This window comes from Acutalibacter sp. 1XD8-36 (assembly GCF_009917525.1).
In the GTDB taxonomy this organism is placed as follows: Bacteria; Bacillota; Clostridia; order Oscillospirales; family Acutalibacteraceae; genus Acutalibacter.
This window is the reverse complement of record NZ_QZDU01000002.1, coordinates 344,947-360,356: the sequence shown is the minus strand read 5'-3', so window position 1 is coordinate 360,356 and position 15,410 is coordinate 344,947. Positions and strand designations below refer to the sequence as shown.

The window sequence follows — 15,410 nt, the reverse complement described above, 5'->3', positions numbered from 1 at the left end:
TTACAAACACGCGGACAGCACATCGGCAAGGTCTTCCCGGAAAATAAGCTGGGCGCGGCTGTCGTATGGGGTGGGGTCGCGGTTGAGTATGGCGAGCCTTGCATCCTTTTTCAGGTACTGCACAAGCCCCGCCACAGGGTACACCACCAGGGACGTTCCGCCCACTATCATCAGGTCGGCGTCAAGCGCATACTGTACCGCGTGGCTTAAGTCCCGCTCGTTAAGGGTCTCGCCGTAAAGCACCACATCCGGCTTCAACCGCCCGTCGCAGGAGCAGAGTGGCACGCCCCCGCAGTCCATCACGTGCCGCATATCGTACACCTTCCCGCATTTTTGGCAGATATAGCGGTTCTCGTTTCCGTGGAGCTCGATTACATTTTTACTCCCGGCAAGCTGGTGCAGGCCGTCTATATTCTGGGTTATCACCACCTCCAACATGCCGTCCCGCTCAAGCTGCGAGAGGGCGTAGTGGGCGGGGTTGGGTTTCGCGTCGGGATAGAGCATTACGTTTCTTAGAAAATCGTAGAACTCTTCAGTGTGGGCGCGGTAGTAATCTATTGACAGCATCTCCTCATAGGATATGCCGGATTTTTTCTGCATATACAGGCCGTGGGCGCTGCGGAAGTCAGGGATGCCGCTGGCGGTGGAGACCCCCGCGCCGCCTAGGAATACGGTATGCTTACTCTCTCTGAGCCAGCTTTTCAGGGTTTCTATGTCAGTCATCTTTATCATCCCCCAGGATAAGGCAGACCGGGCAGTGGTCGCTGCCGGTGTACTCGGGCAGGATTCGGCTGTCGTCTATGCGCTTCCCAAGCCGTTCGTCACAGAGGAAATAGTCTATACGCCAGCCGGTGTTGTTCTCCCGGGAGTTGCTGCGGTAGCTCCACCAGGAGTAGGCCTCCTCTCTGTCAGGGTAGAGATAGCGGAAGCTGTCTAAAAAGCCGCTGGCTAAGAGCTCGCTGAACTTGCCCCGCTCCTCATAGGTATAGCCCGCGTTTCCGATATTTGATTTGTCGTTCTTCAAATCTATGGGTCTATGGGCCACGTTCAGGTCCCCGCAGACCACCACCGGCTTCTTCTCCCGGAGCCTGTAGAGGTACTCCCGCAGCTTGTCCTCAAAGACCATGCGGAAGGGCAGGCGCTCAAGGCCCCGCTGGGAGTTGGGGGTATAAATAGTCACAAGGTAGAAGCTGCCATACTCGGCGGTAATTGCCCGGCCCTCCCGGTCGTAGTCCTCACAGCCGATTCCGTAGGCGACGCTTATGGGCTCGGTCTTAGTGAAGACAGCCGTGCCGGAGTAGCCTTTTTTCTCAGCGGAGTTCCAGTATTCAAGATAGCCGGGGAACTGGAAATCAGCCTGCTCCCGGAGCATTTTTGTCTCCTGCAGGCAGATGGCGTCGGGCTGCTCCCGGTCTATCACATCCATGAAACCCTTGCCCATACAGGCCCTAAGGCCGTTTACGTTCCATGAGATAAGCTTCATCGTATCCTTCCTTTCGTAAGCATGAGTTCATGAACTCAGTGTGAATAAATTATAAAATTACGGCGGGGGGCTATGCTTTCTCCGGCCTTTATGTTATAATATGGAAATAAACAGCTCGGAAATTTTGAAACTGGAGGTTTACAAATTGCAGAATCCCATCGTAACTATAGAGACGAACCAGGGCGTTATCAAGGTGGAGCTCTATCCGGAGACCGCGCCGAATACGGTTAATAATTTTATCTCCCTTGTGCGCAAGGGCTTTTATGACGGCACAATATTCCACCGGGTCATACCCGGCTTTATGATACAGGGGGGAGACCCCGAGGGCACCGGCATGGGCGGCCCGGGCTACGGCATAAAGGGTGAGTTTTCAGCCAACGGTGTGGAAAATGACTTAAAGCACACCACAGGCGTCATCTCCATGGCCCGCTCCCAGAAGCCAGACAGCGCAGGGAGCCAGTTCTTTATTATGGTGGCTGACGCGGCGTATCTTGACGGACAGTATGCGGCCTTCGGCAAGGTGACCGAGGGGCAGGAGGTAGCCGACGCCATAGCCCACGTTGACAGGGACCGGGACGACAAGCCTGACTCCGACCAGATAATGGAGAAGGTCACCGTTGAGACCTTCGGGGAGGAATACCCGGAGCCGAATGTGGGGCCTGAATATTAAATACCTATCCGCTTGATTATGAGAGGCTGGACATCCGGCCTCTCTTTTTCTATGGTTATGGCGCAGAGGAAGCGCTCTTTCGCCTGGGCGCACTGTGCCTCGGACTGGGCATAGAGCTTTGCTATAGGCTGGCCCGATTCCACTGCGGCGCCCTTATTGGCAAGGAGCGCTATACCCGCGCCGTAGTCTATTTCATCGTCCTTACTCTCCCGGCCCGCGCCCAGTTCCATGGCGGCAAGGCCGCAGGTCTCGGCGTCCAGGGCGGTGATATAGCCGGACTCGGGCGCTGAGACAGTGAGCTCCCAGGGGGAGAGCGGGAGCTTTGATGTGTCCTCCAGGCAGGAGGCGTCCCCTCCCTGGGCCGATACCATATCACATAGTGTCTTAAACGCGCTCCCGCTGGCTACAGTCTCCCGGGCCTTGGCCAGGGCGCTGCTATTGTCCGGGGCCAGGCCTGCAAGGGTTATCATACCGGCGGCAAGCTCCAGGGAGAGCTCCGTAAGGCGGCTGTCGCCGTCTCCGCGGAGTATCTCGACGGCCTCCCTGACCTCCAGCGCGTTGCCGATACACCGGCCCAGGGGCATGTCCATGTCGGTTATCATGGCGGCGGTGCGCCGTCCGGCCCTGTTTCCAGTGTCCACCATGAGCTCAGCCAGCTCCACGGCCTCGGGGAGGGTCTTCATGAAGGCACCTGAGCCCAGCTTTACGTCGAGCAAGATAGCGTCGGCCCCGGCTGCCAGCTTCTTTGACATAATGCTGGCGGCAATAAGGGGCAGGCTGTCCACGGTGTTTGTCACGTCCCGAAGGGCATAGAGCTTCTTGTCGGCGGGGCAGAGGCTGCCGGACTGCCCCACCAGGGCAATGCCGGTCTTATTTACTATCTCATAAAATCGCTCCCGGGGGACGTCCATGTGCAGGCCGGGGATACTCTCCAGCTTATCAACTGTGCCTCCTGTATGGCCCAGTCCCCTGCCGCTCATTTTCGCTATCTTTACCCCGCAGGCCGCGGCGATTGGGCCCACTATCAGTGAGGTCTTGTCCCCGACGCCGCCGGTGGAGTGCTTATCCACCTTCACCCCGGGTATGGGGGAGAGGTCGGCCATGTCCCCGGAGCGGGCCATCTCCCAGGTCAGGTCTACGGTCTCCTCAGGGGTCATGCCCCGAAAGAATATTGCCATCAGGAGGGCAGATACCTGGTAGTCGGGCACGGAGCCGCCGGTGACGGACTTTACCAGCCAGGCTATCTCCTCGTGGGTGAGCTCACCGCCCTGGCGCTTTTTGTGGATAATATCATACATGCGCATATCTGAAACCTCCGGTTTACTCCAAGCTGTCGGGCCCGAAGGCCATGGGCAGAAGGCCGTCGAGGGTCACGGCCTTGATGTCCTTGCCGTCGGTGAGGATTATGTCGAAATCAGGCCTGCAGAATTCCCGCATAACCTGCCTGCAAACGCCGCAGGGTGTGCAGAAGAAGTCGGGCTCACTGCCCCTGCCTGCCCCGGCAACGGCTATGGCGGTAAACTCACGCTTGCCCTGGGCCGCGGCGGTGAATATAGCCGTGCGCTCGGCACAGCAGCCGTTAAATGCCGCGGTCTCGATATTGCAGCCGGTATAGACGCTGCCGTCCGCGCAGAGCAGGGCAGCGCCCACGGCGAAATCAGAGTACGGGCAGTAGGAGTTCTCCCTGGCCTTCAGCGCCTGGGCTGCAAGCTCTTTGGCCTTTGCCTCGGATATTTTCATTGGGCGCCTACCTTTCCGGCGGCTAAGACCGCCTCCAATTTTTCACGGGTGGGCAGGCCCTCGTTGTCGCTCTTATGGCTTATCTGTATGGCCCCTATAGCGTTGCCCCGGCGAGCGGCCTCTGAGAGAGGGAGGCCCTCGGTGACGGCGCTTATAACGCCTACAGCGAAGCCGTCGCCGGCACCCACGGTGTCTACTATGCGCTCAACCTCTATGCCGGGGGCATAGCCCTTAACGCCTGAGGATTCAGAGTAATACGCGCCGTCGCCGCCCAGCTTGACTACTACCGAGCGGGCCCCAAGCTTGTGATAAAATCCGGCGATATCCTCCTCGTGCTCATGCCCGGTAAGTATCCTGCCCTCGCCAATTCCCGGCAGGACGACCTGGGCATATGCAGCCAGGCGGTTTAGGGAGTTTACCATGGTCTTCTCGTCGGGCCAGAGCTGGGGGCGCAGGTTGGGGTCGAAGCTTATGGGGATATCCATTGCCGAGGCCCGGTCCAGCAGGCGGACTGTGGTGGACATTGCGCTTTCGGACACGGCGGGGAAGATACCGGTGACATGGAGCCAGTCTATGCCGGAGAGTCCGAAGGCGTCCACGTTCCTTGGAGAGAGCTTCGAGGCCGCCGAGCCCTGGCGGTAGTAGGCTATCTCCGGGTCACCTTCCTGCGTGCTGCCCTTGAGCATCAGGCCGGTGGGCTGTTCATCTGTCCGGGAGACCAGGGCGGTGTCTATATGGTTTTCGGCCATGGCGTCCAATATCTGCTGTCCGATGGGGTCGTTGCCAAGCCTTGTGCAGTACACCGGGGTATGGCCCAGGCGGGCTAAACCTACAGCTACATTGTACTCCGCACCGGCAATGGAGCTTATAAAGCGGCGGGATTTACTCAATGGCCCGGCCTCCTCCGCCATAAACAGGCCCATGGGTTCACCTATCAATAATACTTTCATGTTTTACTCTCCCTTTACGCCCACGGCTATCAGAGTGGATTTGCCCCTGACGGTAACTGCCCCGGAGCCCGCCGGAATGAACAGGGTGTCCCCGGGCCTAAAGTCCACGGTGTTTTCAGGGCCGGATATCTGCCCGGCGCCCTCAACCGCTGTCATGGAAACGAAGGAACCGGCGCCAATGAAAATATTTACCTCACTATCAACATTAAAGCGGTCGGCTGTGAAATACCTGCACTCGGCAAGCCTTGCCATGCTGCCGCCGCTGATAGTCTGTGTTTCCAAAGCCTTACCGCTATCCTCGCTTGGAGTAAGCTTGCTTACCTCCAGGGCTTTATCTATATGCAGCTCCCGAAGCCTGCCGTCAGCTCCCCGGCGTCCGTAGTCGTAGACCCTGTAGGTGCAGTTGGAGTTCTGCTGTATCTCACATATTAAAATGCCCCCGCCGATGGCGTGCAAGGTGCCGGCCTCAATAAAGAACACGTCACCGGGGCGGACCGGGACCCGGTTTAGGACCTCCTCAACGGTGTTGTCCTCAATGCGTCTTCTGAACTCCTCAGGGGTAACAGTACGGTTTACGCCGAAGTACAGGCTTGCGCCTGGGTCGCAGTCCACGATATACCACATCTCGGTCTTGCCGTACTCGTGCTCGGCTTTAAGGGCGTACTCGTCGCTGGGGTGCACCTGTATGGAGAGAGGCTCCTTTGCGTCTATCAGCTTTATGAGCACAGGGAAGCTCTCAAATTTTTGCACATGCTCCCCCAGTACCCCAGGGTTGGCCTTAAAGTATTCGTTGAGCGTCACGCCATCATACTCCCCGCCGGAGATACGGCTCTCGCCTGCCGGGTGGGTGGAGAGCTCCCAGCTTTCGGCAACTTTGTCAAAATCACAGGGCTTTTTGTACACGTCCCGAAGCCTTGTGCCGCCCCAGAGGTAGTCCTTAAAGGCGGGGGTGAGCTTTTCTATTTTCATCTTCATGCCTCCGTATATTCATAATTTGAGAGCGGGGAGATATATCCTCCCCGCTCAGGGTATCAGCTTATAAGCTCAGAGAGCACCGCGTTCACAACGCCGCCGGCGGCTCCGAGACTGTTGTTGCTCTCCTCCACCAGCACGGCAAAGGCGATGGGGTAGCTGTCGCTGTCGCAGAAGCCCACCATCCAGCAGTTGGGCTCCCTGGTCTCGCCGACCTCGCCTGTGCCGGTCTTGGCGCAGACGTTTAATCCGTCGGGGAAGAGCCAGTCGCCATAGTAGCCGGAGACGGTGCTGCGCATCATGGTTTTAAGGTTATTAGCCTGGGCCTGGGACATGAGGGAAATGCCGCCGGAGCTTCCAAGGCCTCCGAACAGCCCGCCGTCCTCGGTGAGCCGGGGTTGCACATAGCTGCCGCCGTTTGCCACAGCTCCCATGACCGTCATCATCTGGTATGGGTTTACAAGCACCGTATACTGCCCGACCCCGGCCCAGCCCAGCTGGTTGGCGTTGGCCCCGGACAAATTACACTCGCTTTCGGCTATCTCAATGGAGCTGAAATCCAGCGGCTTATTAAAGCCCAGCTTCCCGGCGGATTTCTGCAAATCAGCCGCCCCAATATCGTTTGCAAGCTTTGCAAAATACAGGTTGCAGGAGTTGCCCAGGGCCGCCTGCATATCCTGGTCGCCGTGATATCCAAGGCAGGTGATATTGCTGCCGCCTATATCCTCGCTTTCGGCACAGCTATAGGTGAGGCCGGTCCAGGTGTCGGGCCATTTCTCCATGGCGGCAAAGCTTGTCACCAGCTTGAAGATACTGCCGGGGGTGAATGACCCGGAGAGGGTGTTGTCAAGATAGGCGCCCTTATAGGCCGGGTCGCTGTCAATATTCTCCGGCACGTTTAATGGGTCATAGCTGGGGGCGCTGACCTTGCACAGAATATTGCCGTTTTTATAGTTATAGAAGATGGCCCCGCCGTTATGGCCCTCCATGGCGTTATAGGCCGCAGTGCAGGCATTGGAGTCCAGGGTGAGCTTTACGGTGCTGCCAAGGCTCGAAAAGATGGTACGGTTCAGGCCGAAGACTGGGTTGAAGCCAGTGAGCTTATTCTGGAGGGTGTACTGGACGCTGGTGCTTATATACCCCTCGGTGTCACCAACAGTGTGCAGCAGCGCCCGGCGGGCAGTCTCGCTGTCGCTGTATTTCCGGCTGCCGTCTTCGGTATAGGCCAAAATATTGCCGTCGCGGTCTTCAACATCGCCCATGGAGCCGTCGATATATATGTGTCCGTTATAGGGCTGCATGGCCCACTGGCTCCCCTGTATAAACAGGTTTACTACGAGCCAGCCTATGCCGCCTAAAAAAGCGAACAGCAGTATATACAGCACTATGGAGCGAAGACCTACAGTTTTCATGAAACAGCCTCTTTAACAGCGTTTGTCAATATATCCAGCCCCTTGCAAAGGGTACTCTCGTCTATGAGCAGCTCGGGCATTACCTTTATTACAGAGTTTCCCCTGCCCACGCGCTCCACAATAAGGCCGTTTTTAAATGCAATGTCAAGGGCCCGCTTGCTAACGGTGCCGGGGGCATTATCACTGTCGCAGCCGGACAAATCCACGCCCCAGACATACCCAACTCCCCGGGTGCTTATCTTCCCGGGGGCCAGGGCCTCTATCCTACCCATATACTCCTGGAATATATGGGCCTCGCCCCGCACCTTCTCCTCAACCTTGCCGTCAAGCATCATCTCAAGCCCGGCCTTTGCAGCCACCATGGAGAGCTGATAGCCCCTGAAGGTGCCGTTATGCTCGCCGGGATCCCATATATCCAGCTCCGGCTTTATGAGCACCAGGGCGAAGGGCATACCGTAGCCGCCGATTGACTTGCTCTGGGTGACGATATCCGGCACTATCCCCGCGCGCTCGAAGGAGAAGAACCAGCCTGTCCTTGCACAGCCCACCTGCACATCGTCAACGATGAGGAGTATGTCGTGCCTGTCACAGAGTTCCCTAAGGCCCCTGAGCCACTCTGCAGGCATGGGATATATTCCGCCGTCGGCCTGGGTGGTCTCAAGGATAAAAGCGGCGGGCTTTTCGACGCCGGAGTGGTCGTCGGTGAGAAGGGTCTCGATATATTGGAGAGTGTCCAGCTCCGGGAACATATATGGAGCGGGCACATGGGTAACATGCTCAAGGGGTACACCGGCCCCCGCCCGGCTGGCGGCGTCGGTGGTGAGGGATATAGAGCCAAGTGTCATTCCGTGAAAGGCCCCCATCAGGGCGAATATACCCGTGCGGCCCTTCACCTTCCGGGCAAGCTTCAGCGCGGCCTCCACAGCGTTGGTGCCGGTGGGGCCGGGGAACTGGAGCTTGTAATGCAGGCCCCGGGGCTTTAAAACTTTTTCTTCATAGAACTCTATAAAGTCCCGCTTGGGTTTCGTGTACATATCAAGGGCGTGCATTACGCCGTCGCCCTGCAGGTACTCGACTAACCTGTTGCGGATAAGGTCCGGGTTGTGACCGTAGTTCAGGGCGCCGGCCCCGCAGAAGAAGTCGATATACTCCCTGCCCTCCTCGTCATAGAGGAAAGGCCCCTTGGCGCTGGTGAACACCGTGGGGAAATTGCGGCAGTAAGACCGCACCTCGGACTCGTAGCTCTCGAAGACATCTGTGTTTTGACTCATGTTTTACCATCCTTTCTACCATGGGTGCTGCCCATGATTCAGCGATCTTCGACGTTCAGCCTTTGGCTGAAGCCGGGGCTATTATAGCGGCAAATAAGTTCGCAGGCCAATGATTATTGTTTTATATTTTGGCCTAAAACCCATTCTATCACAAAACATCCGGAAATGGAAGGGTATGTAAGAAAGTTTACAAAAAAGAGAGGGCCGGGACATACCGCAAGTGGGTGTCCCGGCCCTTTTGCCCTAACAGCTCTCAATATGGCTGCTGAGCTCCTTAATCTTATACCCCACGTCTTCGGGGCAATGGGCATCGGATGAAGTGATTATCTTAACATTATTCCTTTTCAAAATTCCAAGCAGTTCTTTGTTCATGCCAAGGGCCGCCGTTTCAGGGCATCTCCTGGCGGCCCCGCTGTTATGGTCCGCATACATATTGCTTCTTGAGAGCTCTTTCGCCAAGCTCTCATAGTACCCCGTCAGCGGATAGGAAGGCCTGTGGCCGAACAATTTTATCGCGTCCGGGTGACCGACGCCGTCAAATAATCCGCTCTTTGCCAATGAGATGGAATCTTCAAAATATCTGCGGTATATTTTGTCAACGTCAAGCCCCTCCCAATGCTCTGGCTTATGGTCGAAAGCAAAGTCGTCAACAAAGTGGACGCTTCCCAGCAGAAAGTCAAAGCCCTTATCCCTTGTAAGCTCACAAACAAAGTCTTCAAACTTCTTGAAATAGCATACCTCAAGGCCAAACCGGACCTTTACAGGGAACTGCTTGCTCCTGGCTTTTTCCATAAGCTCCAGATAATCTGAGAGCTTATGTATACCCGCGCTTCTCCTAAACCACGCGTCGACGTATCCGCTGTATGCTCGCACAGTATCGTACATTGGGGCAAATTCCTCAAATATATAATTATGCTCAAGCAGGCGTATCTCATCGAGACCCATTTCGACGGCCTTATTTACGAATTTATTTATCCAATCAAGGGTGTACGCTCCGCGTTCAATATGGATATGTCCGTCTATCACTTTTCCCCTCCTTTGGCGGGCATGTTTTATATTATCTTGCGAAACCAAAACGATAATTTCTCATATCCAAGGCGTTCATAAAATATATGGGCCTCTGTTCGTTGAAAGCCCGAAGCAAGGCAAATACGGGAAATGACCTGCTCCCGCGCAAGCTCCTCCACCCGCTCCATGAGCATTTTGCCTATACCCCGGCGCCGGTATTCAGGCAGGACAGCAAGACCATTTATTTTAATATATCCGTTTGGCATATTGAGCGCCAAAGTCTCCACAGTGGTGACAAAGCCCACAACATCACCGGCAATGTCAGCCACAAATATGCGGTAGCGGCTGTCGCCCTCCATCTTTTTGCAGGCTTCGATAAAGGCTTCATCTGTCAGAGGGGTGAACACATCCCGCCAGACAGCGGCGACGGCCAGGCAGTCCCCACTCTCCATATCTCTTATACAGACAGGGCTCATAGGGTTTTCTCCCGCAAAGGAACAGTCTCAAAAACCAGCACCTGCGCCGGGGAGCCGTCTGGGTAGGCAAGGTCGGGGCGCTCCTCACGGCGGTAATTTCCAGCCGAGTGATTTTCTGCCACCCTGTTCCAAAACTCTACCGACGGTAGGTTCTTCGGATGGTACTTTATCTGCCAGGAGCCGGGGAACATCTCAAAGAGCCTGTCCATGACCCAGGAGCCCAGTCCGCAGCGGCGGTACTTGTACATGACGAAGAACTCGGCCACGTTATAGTCGGTCTTTGCGGCCTCAGGGTAGTCGTTGATAAGGGCAAAGCCTGCCAGATTTCCGTCAGCCTTCAGAAAGTATGCCCAGCGGCCCGGGTCTTTCCAGTAGCAGTCCAGCCAGGAGTAGCCGTAGAGCCCCAGGGGGTTCACGTCCTCCTTTGTGTACTGGGTGAACTCATAGTCGTACTTCTCCATCAAATTCCTGAGTATCTCTTTCTCGTACTCTTTGATGGGTATCATCTCAAAATTCATTCTATATTCTCCCCCAGGGTTCCCTGGCTCTTGGCGGTGAGGTAGGCGTTGATGAAGCCGTCCAGGTCGCCGTCCATGACGCCGTTTACGTTGCCGGTCTCGAAGCCTGTGCGGTGGTCCTTGACCATGGTGTAGGGCATGAACACATAGGAGCGTATCTGACTGCCCCAGGTTATCTCCTTCTGCTCGCCCTTTATGTCCGATATCTTCTCAAGATTCTCCCGCTCCTTTATCTCTACCAGCTTTGAGATGAGCATTTTCATAGCTACGTCACGGTTCTGATACTGGCTGCGCTCCACCTGGCAGGAGACTACAATGCCGGTGGGTATGTGTATCAGGCGCACAGCCGAGGAGGTCTTGTTGACCTTCTGGCCGCCGGCGCCTGAGGCTCTGTAGACCTCCATCTTGATGTCGTCGGGGTTTATCTCAACGGAGTTATCCTCCTCTATCTCGGGCATGACCTCCAGGGAGGAGAAGGAGGTGTGCCTGCGCCCTGCCGCGTCGAAGGGGGAGACACGCACAAGCCTGTGCACCCCGGCCTCGGATTTAAGGTAGCCGTAGGCGTTTTCGCCCTCCACCAGTATAGAAGCGGACTTGAGCCCGGCCTCGTCGCCGTCCAGGTAATCAAGAGTCGTAACCTTGAAGCCCCTGCGCTCGGCCCAGCGTCCGTACATGCGGAAAAGCATTTCAGCCCAGTCCTGGGCCTCTGTGCCGCCGGAACCCGCATGAAATGTCAGTATTGCGTTATGTCCGTCGTACTCGCCGGTGAGCAGGGTGGAGAGCTTCATGGTGGCTATCTCGCCTGTTACCGAGTCTATCTCCGTCTGTATCTCCGCAATGAGCGAAAGGTCCTCGGCCTCGTCCCCAAGCTCAATAAGCGCGGCGGCGTCGTCGCAGCGGGAGCAGAGCCTGCGGTAGCCCTCATCCTTGGCCTTGAGCCCCGCCATGCGCTGGGTCACCTTCTGGGCGTTCGCCATATCGTCCCAGAACCCGGGCTCCGCAGACTTGAGCTCCAGCATTTCGACCTCCTCCCGCAGCCTCTCAAGGCCAAGGGCTTCGCCCAGGGCGTCAAGGGCCTCCCGCTGGGCGGCAAGCTGCCGGGCGAGCTCTTCAAATTGCAGCATATCCGTTATCTCCTTTCCAAAATAAAGAAGCCGTTTTATGGTGTATACCCCAATATTATACCAAAAAACCGTGGGGATGTAAACAGGGAAAACCGTTAATCCCTTTTAAAGAAAGAGTGGCTGGGACGTAACTTCGGCGGTTTTACACAAAAGCACGTTGAAATGGCGGGAGCCATGTGCTATAATCGGGTCAACAAACCCAAATTCAGAGGTGCCAGATTATGAATTTTACTGTCCCCGTAGGAATTGGAATTTTACTTGTTTTAACGATAATCGGATTGCTTATTTTGTTAAGACGCAATTCTTTTAAATCTGAAAATAGCAAAAGAATATATATTGTAACAGGGGCGTTACAAGCGGTTCATATAATATTGTATTTCACAGGATTATTGGATAAAATTGCTCAAGTTAATGTATACATTGCATTTGGAATCTGTGCTGTTGTTTCCATTGTATGTATTTTGATGTCTGGTTGGATGCTGCTGTCTTTTTCAAAGTTTAAGCATGGAATAAAGTATCTGCTTATGTTTCTTGCTATACTTCAAGTGATTAGTACGATTATTATATTTTTATTACCTGAAGGCTGAAGGACAACTTCCAGTTTAGCGGGCAGTCATCCACCAGTGAATGGCTGCCCGCTTTGGATATATTAATTAACGAATGGTTTGGTGAAACCTCTTTCGGCAATACCAATCTGAAAAGGTAAAAAAGCAAAACCGCCACTCGGCAAAGTGACGGTTTTGTAATACTTATAAAATTGCTCATAAACCGGGCTGACCGCTACTGGGCAGCGCCTTTTTTGTCAAGGGACTTTATCTCCCTGGTATACAGCCGCATAAAGAAGAACACGCTCACCAGCAGCGAGACAGTCTCGGCTACGGGGAAGGCCCACCAGACGGCGTTGACCTCCCCAAAGATTCGGGACAGCAGCCAGGCTGAGGGGACCAGCACGGCCAGCTGGCGCATAATGGAGACTATAAGGCTGTAGGTGCCGCGGCCCACGGCCTGGAAAAGGGTGGAGGAGACTATGCCCAGGGCGGCGAAGATAAAGCAGATGCAGATGGTACGAAGGGCGGGGACGCCGATGTGAAGGAGCTCCTCCGAGGCGTTGAAGATACCCAGAAGCTTATCCGGCAGCAGGAGGAAGGCGAGCATACCGGCGAGCATTATAAAGAGCGCTATGAGGCAGCCCTGGGAGAGGGCCTGCATCAGGCGTTTTTTATTTCTTGCGCCGTAGTTAAAACCCATAATGGGGAGCAGGCCCTGGGTCAGGCCGAAGACCGGCATGAACACGAAGGACTGCAGCTTGAAGTAGAGGCCGAAGACGGTATATGCCGCGGTGGAGAAGCCGGAGAGTATGCCGTTCATAGCCATGTTCATCACGGTGCCGATGGCCTGCATGACTATGGCGGGGAGCCCTACAGCGTAGATATTTTTGATTGTCTTCCAGCGGGGCCTAAAGCCCTTAAAGCTGATTGAGATGGCGTGCGGGCGCACGGCAAAGACTATTGCCGCGAATATCATGGAGATAATCTGCCCGCCCACGGTGGCAATGGCGGCGCCGGTGACTCCCATTGCCGGAAGCCCGAAATAGCCGAAGATGAATACAGGGTCCAGGGCTATGTTTATGAGGGCGCCCACCAGCTGGAATATCATGGGCCAGAGCATATTGCCCGTGGCCTGGAGTATCTTCTCCAGCATTACCACAACAAAGCTACCGAAGGAGAAAATGCAGCAGACGGATATGTACTGGTCGCCCATGAGGACTATCTCCGGGTCGGACTCGAACATTTTGAAGAAGGGGGTCGTGAAGAAGGCACCGTACACGGCGAAGACTGCCGCGGTGCACAGGCCCAGCACTATCCCGTGGGACGCTGCGGACTCAGCCTCGGCTTTCCTGCCCTCTCCCAGGCGGCGGGAGATTAGGGAGGTGACGCCGACGGCGGTGCCCACCGCGAAGGCTATCTGTAGATTTTGTATTGGAAAGGCCAGGGATACCGCCGCCATGGCCTTTTCGCTCACCTGGGAGACGAAGTAGGTGTCAACGATATTATACAGAGCCTGGACCATCATGGAGAACATGGCGGGCAGGGCCATGGAGAATATGAGGGGCAGCATTTTAGCCGTGCCCATCTTGTTTTGGGGCTGTACGTTCTCGCTCATTTAAACACTCCTTTACTTTCCTGTAACGGCGCGGATGAGCTTCTCCAGCGCCGGGTCGTTGCAGGGCACGGCAATGTACGGTGTGCCGTCCTGTGAGGTGTACCGCAGAGGGATATCCGTGGGGACAAGGTTAAGGGCGCCGGGTACCGGGCCCTGCTCCGGCTGGGGCTTGCTCTCAGGCTGGGACTTCGGCTCCGGATTAGGTTCCGGCCTATACTCAGGGGCGGGCACAGATACGGTGACAGCCTCAGCCTTGGGGGCGGGGGCCTTGTCTCCGGCTCTCGGTGGACCAAGTCGGTAGAGCTTCACGCCGTAGGGCTCAAGCTCAATACAGCCGTTGAGCTCCCGGCTCTCCCCGGTGAACAGGTCGGTGGCGGGGCCGTGATAATTTACGTTGATATTAAACCCGCTCTGGTCGGCGTTTATGGCGGCGAACACAGTCTCGTCCTGGGCCTCCCGGCGTATGACTATCTGCTTGTTTAAGATAGTCTCGTTCTTATAGCTGCCCTCGCTGAGGGCTTTGCTCTGCAGCTTTATCCGGCTGAGCTCGCCTATGAACTCCGTCAGGCTGTTCTCTACAGGCTTATCGAAGCAGGGCCTAAGGGCCGGGTCGCCGTCATGCTTGTCGCCCTCCGCTCCCCATTCACTGCCGTAGTACAGGCAGGGGATGCCGGGCATACAGTAGAGCATGGTGTAAAGGCCCTCTATCTGCTGTTTATCCTTGAGTATAGTGTGTATGCGCGTTACATCGTGGTTGTCGGCAAAGCACAAAAGGTGCTCGCCCCTGTAGAGGCACCAGTTCTCGGAGCCGAACTGCCGGTTCAGGGAGTGGGCTATCTCGAACATGTTCTTGTCATTGAAGGAGGAATAGAGCCCCTTATAGCACTCGTAGTTGGTGACGCTGTCAAGCATTTCCGGGTTCATTATGCGCTTATAGTCACCGTGTATCATCTCACCTAGGAGGAAGAAACCCGCGTCCCGGCCCTTGGTGTACTGGTGGAGGCGGCGCATGAAGTTTTCATCCAGCAGGTACGCAACGTCAAGCCTCAGGCCGTCTATTGCGAACTCATCCATCCAGCCGCCGACGCACTCTAAAATATGGTCCACCACAGTCGGGTTCTGAAGGTTCAGCTTCACCAGCTCGAAATGACCCTCCCAGCCCTCGTACCATAGGCCGTCGTTATAGTTCGAGTTGCCGCCGAAGTTTATATGGAACCAGTCCCTGTAGGGGGAGCTCTCCCTGTTCTTTAAGACGTCCTGAAAGGCCCAGAAGCCGCGGCCCACGTGGTTGAATACGCCGTCCAGCACCACCCTTATCCCGGCCTCGTGCAGGGCATTGCACACGTCGGCAAAGTCCTCGTTGCTGCCAAGGCGGGAGTCTATTTTCCTGAAATCCCTGGTGTCGTAGCCGTGGGTGTCGGACTCGAACACCGGGGAGAAGTACACCGCGCCTGTGTTGAGCTTTTTAAGGTGCGGCACCCAGTCTATCACCTTGCGTATACGGCTCATGGGCACACCGTCGTTCTCATAGGGGGCCCCGCAGAAGCCGATTGGGTAAATCTGGTAAAACATGGCTGAGTTCTGCCAGCCGGGGTTATTCTTCAAACGTGTAACATTCATGAT

Annotated in this window: 16 protein-coding genes; 2 read left to right on the top strand and 14 right to left on the bottom strand. The window is 55.7% G+C overall.

The features are described from left to right. Both D5270_RS05250 and D5270_RS05245 read right to left on the bottom strand, forming a co-directional pair. Positions 1-723, bottom strand: a complete 723-nt coding sequence (locus D5270_RS05250) for an NAD-dependent protein deacylase (protein ID WP_166543090.1) — start codon at positions 721-723, stop codon at positions 1-3. Beyond that, positions 716-1,483 (bottom strand): exodeoxyribonuclease III, encoded by a 768-nt coding sequence (locus D5270_RS05245; protein WP_166543089.1) that lies wholly within the window; start codon positions 1,481-1,483, stop codon positions 716-718. Before D5270_RS05245 ends, D5270_RS05250 begins: the two co-directional genes overlap by 8 nt. A gap of 145 nt (positions 1,484-1,628) precedes the next feature. Between D5270_RS05245 and D5270_RS05240 the strand changes: the two genes are divergently transcribed. Then, positions 1,629-2,153, top strand: a complete 525-nt coding sequence (locus tag D5270_RS05240; protein ID WP_243150161.1) for a peptidylprolyl isomerase — start codon at positions 1,629-1,631, stop codon at positions 2,151-2,153. On the opposite strand, the gene D5270_RS05235 is transcribed toward D5270_RS05240, so the two are convergent. The 10 genes from D5270_RS05235 to prfB form a co-directional block, all read right to left on the bottom strand. Beyond that, the gene (locus D5270_RS05235) at positions 2,150-3,457 is read right to left on the bottom strand and encodes a pyrimidine-nucleoside phosphorylase (protein WP_166543087.1); all 1,308 of its coding nucleotides are present in this window, start codon (positions 3,455-3,457) and stop codon (positions 2,150-2,152) included. The genes D5270_RS05240 and D5270_RS05235 overlap by 4 nt on opposite strands. A gap of 16 nt (positions 3,458-3,473) precedes the next feature. Continuing rightward, positions 3,474-3,893, bottom strand: a complete 420-nt coding sequence (gene cdd / locus D5270_RS05230) for a cytidine deaminase (RefSeq protein WP_166543086.1) — start codon at positions 3,891-3,893, stop codon at positions 3,474-3,476. After that, complete coding sequence (locus tag D5270_RS05225) at positions 3,890-4,843, bottom strand: sugar kinase (RefSeq protein WP_166543085.1); 954 nt, start codon at positions 4,841-4,843, stop codon at positions 3,890-3,892. The genes cdd and D5270_RS05225 overlap by 4 nt, the downstream gene beginning before the upstream one ends. A gap of 3 nt (positions 4,844-4,846) precedes the next feature. After that, positions 4,847-5,812, bottom strand: a complete 966-nt coding sequence (locus tag D5270_RS05220; protein WP_166543084.1) for a type I phosphomannose isomerase catalytic subunit — start codon at positions 5,810-5,812, stop codon at positions 4,847-4,849. Between the two features lie 62 nt (positions 5,813-5,874). Continuing rightward, on the bottom strand, positions 5,875-7,227 hold the full coding sequence (locus D5270_RS05215) for a penicillin-binding transpeptidase domain-containing protein (RefSeq protein WP_166543083.1): 1,353 nt from the start codon (positions 7,225-7,227) through the stop codon (positions 5,875-5,877). Continuing rightward, positions 7,224-8,498 (bottom strand): aspartate aminotransferase family protein, encoded by a 1,275-nt coding sequence (locus D5270_RS05210; protein WP_166543082.1) that lies wholly within the window; start codon positions 8,496-8,498, stop codon positions 7,224-7,226. The genes D5270_RS05215 and D5270_RS05210 overlap by 4 nt, the downstream gene beginning before the upstream one ends. Positions 8,499-8,741: 243 nt before the next feature. Then, complete coding sequence (locus tag D5270_RS05205) at positions 8,742-9,524, bottom strand: PHP domain-containing protein (RefSeq protein WP_166543081.1); 783 nt, start codon at positions 9,522-9,524, stop codon at positions 8,742-8,744. Between the two features lie 26 nt (positions 9,525-9,550). Further along, positions 9,551-9,982, bottom strand: a complete 432-nt coding sequence (locus tag D5270_RS05200; RefSeq protein ID WP_166543080.1) for a GNAT family N-acetyltransferase — start codon at positions 9,980-9,982, stop codon at positions 9,551-9,553. Continuing rightward, positions 9,979-10,500 carry a GNAT family N-acetyltransferase gene (locus tag D5270_RS05195; protein WP_166543079.1) on the bottom strand — a complete coding sequence of 174 codons (522 nt, stop codon included), beginning with the start codon at positions 10,498-10,500 and terminating at the stop codon, positions 9,979-9,981. Before D5270_RS05195 ends, D5270_RS05200 begins: the two co-directional genes overlap by 4 nt. Continuing rightward, positions 10,497-11,624 (bottom strand): peptide chain release factor 2, encoded by a 1,128-nt coding sequence (prfB, locus tag D5270_RS05190; protein ID WP_166543078.1) that lies wholly within the window; start codon positions 11,622-11,624, stop codon positions 10,497-10,499. The genes D5270_RS05195 and prfB overlap by 4 nt, the downstream gene beginning before the upstream one ends. Before the next feature lie 221 nt (positions 11,625-11,845). On the opposite strand from prfB, the gene D5270_RS05185 reads away from it, so the two are divergent. Beyond that, entirely contained in the window at positions 11,846-12,211 is a 366-nt protein-coding gene (locus D5270_RS05185; protein ID WP_166543077.1) for a hypothetical protein, read from the top strand. 193 nt (positions 12,212-12,404) lie between these two features. Here D5270_RS05185 and D5270_RS05180 read toward each other — a convergent pair whose 3' ends face one another. Together D5270_RS05180 and D5270_RS05175 are read right to left on the bottom strand one after the other, a co-directional pair. Further along, positions 12,405-13,787, bottom strand: a complete 1,383-nt coding sequence (locus tag D5270_RS05180) for an MATE family efflux transporter (protein WP_166543076.1) — start codon at positions 13,785-13,787, stop codon at positions 12,405-12,407. Positions 13,788-13,799: 12 nt separating this feature from the next. Continuing rightward, a complete protein-coding gene (locus D5270_RS05175) occupies positions 13,800-15,407 on the bottom strand; it encodes an alpha-amylase family glycosyl hydrolase (protein ID WP_207709298.1) in 1,608 nt (535 codons plus the stop codon). Positions 15,408-15,410 lie beyond the last annotated feature (3 nt).

Bases quoted from the DNA above. Each gene is read 5' to 3' on its own strand.
- D5270_RS05215 (WP_166543083.1), bottom strand. From the start codon at position 7,227: ATGAAAACTGTAGGTCTTCGCTCCATAGTGCTGTATATACTGCTGTTC.
- D5270_RS05235 (WP_166543087.1), bottom strand. From the start codon at position 3,457: ATGCGCATGTATGATATTATCCACAAAAAGCGCCAGGGCGGTGAGCTC.
- D5270_RS05195 (WP_166543079.1), bottom strand. From the start codon at position 10,500: ATGAATTTTGAGATGATACCCATCAAAGAGTACGAGAAAGAGATACTC.
- D5270_RS05220 (WP_166543084.1), bottom strand. From the start codon at position 5,812: ATGAAAATAGAAAAGCTCACCCCCGCCTTTAAGGACTACCTCTGGGGC.
- D5270_RS05245 (WP_166543089.1), bottom strand. From the start codon at position 1,483: ATGAAGCTTATCTCATGGAACGTAAACGGCCTTAGGGCCTGTATGGGC.
- D5270_RS05250 (WP_166543090.1), bottom strand. From the start codon at position 723: ATGACTGACATAGAAACCCTGAAAAGCTGGCTCAGAGAGAGTAAGCAT.
- D5270_RS05210 (WP_166543082.1), bottom strand. From the start codon at position 8,498: ATGAGTCAAAACACAGATGTCTTCGAGAGCTACGAGTCCGAGGTGCGG.
- cdd (WP_166543086.1), bottom strand. From the start codon at position 3,893: ATGAAAATATCCGAGGCAAAGGCCAAAGAGCTTGCAGCCCAGGCGCTG.
- D5270_RS05180 (WP_166543076.1), bottom strand. From the start codon at position 13,787: ATGAGCGAGAACGTACAGCCCCAAAACAAGATGGGCACGGCTAAAATG.
- prfB (WP_166543078.1), bottom strand. From the start codon at position 11,624: ATGCTGCAATTTGAAGAGCTCGCCCGGCAGCTTGCCGCCCAGCGGGAG.
- D5270_RS05200 (WP_166543080.1), bottom strand. From the start codon at position 9,982: ATGAGCCCTGTCTGTATAAGAGATATGGAGAGTGGGGACTGCCTGGCC.
- D5270_RS05225 (WP_166543085.1), bottom strand. From the start codon at position 4,843: ATGAAAGTATTATTGATAGGTGAACCCATGGGCCTGTTTATGGCGGAG.
- D5270_RS05175 (WP_207709298.1), bottom strand. From the start codon at position 15,407: ATGAATGTTACACGTTTGAAGAATAACCCCGGCTGGCAGAACTCAGCC.
- D5270_RS05185 (WP_166543077.1), top strand. From the start codon at position 11,846: ATGAATTTTACTGTCCCCGTAGGAATTGGAATTTTACTTGTTTTAACG.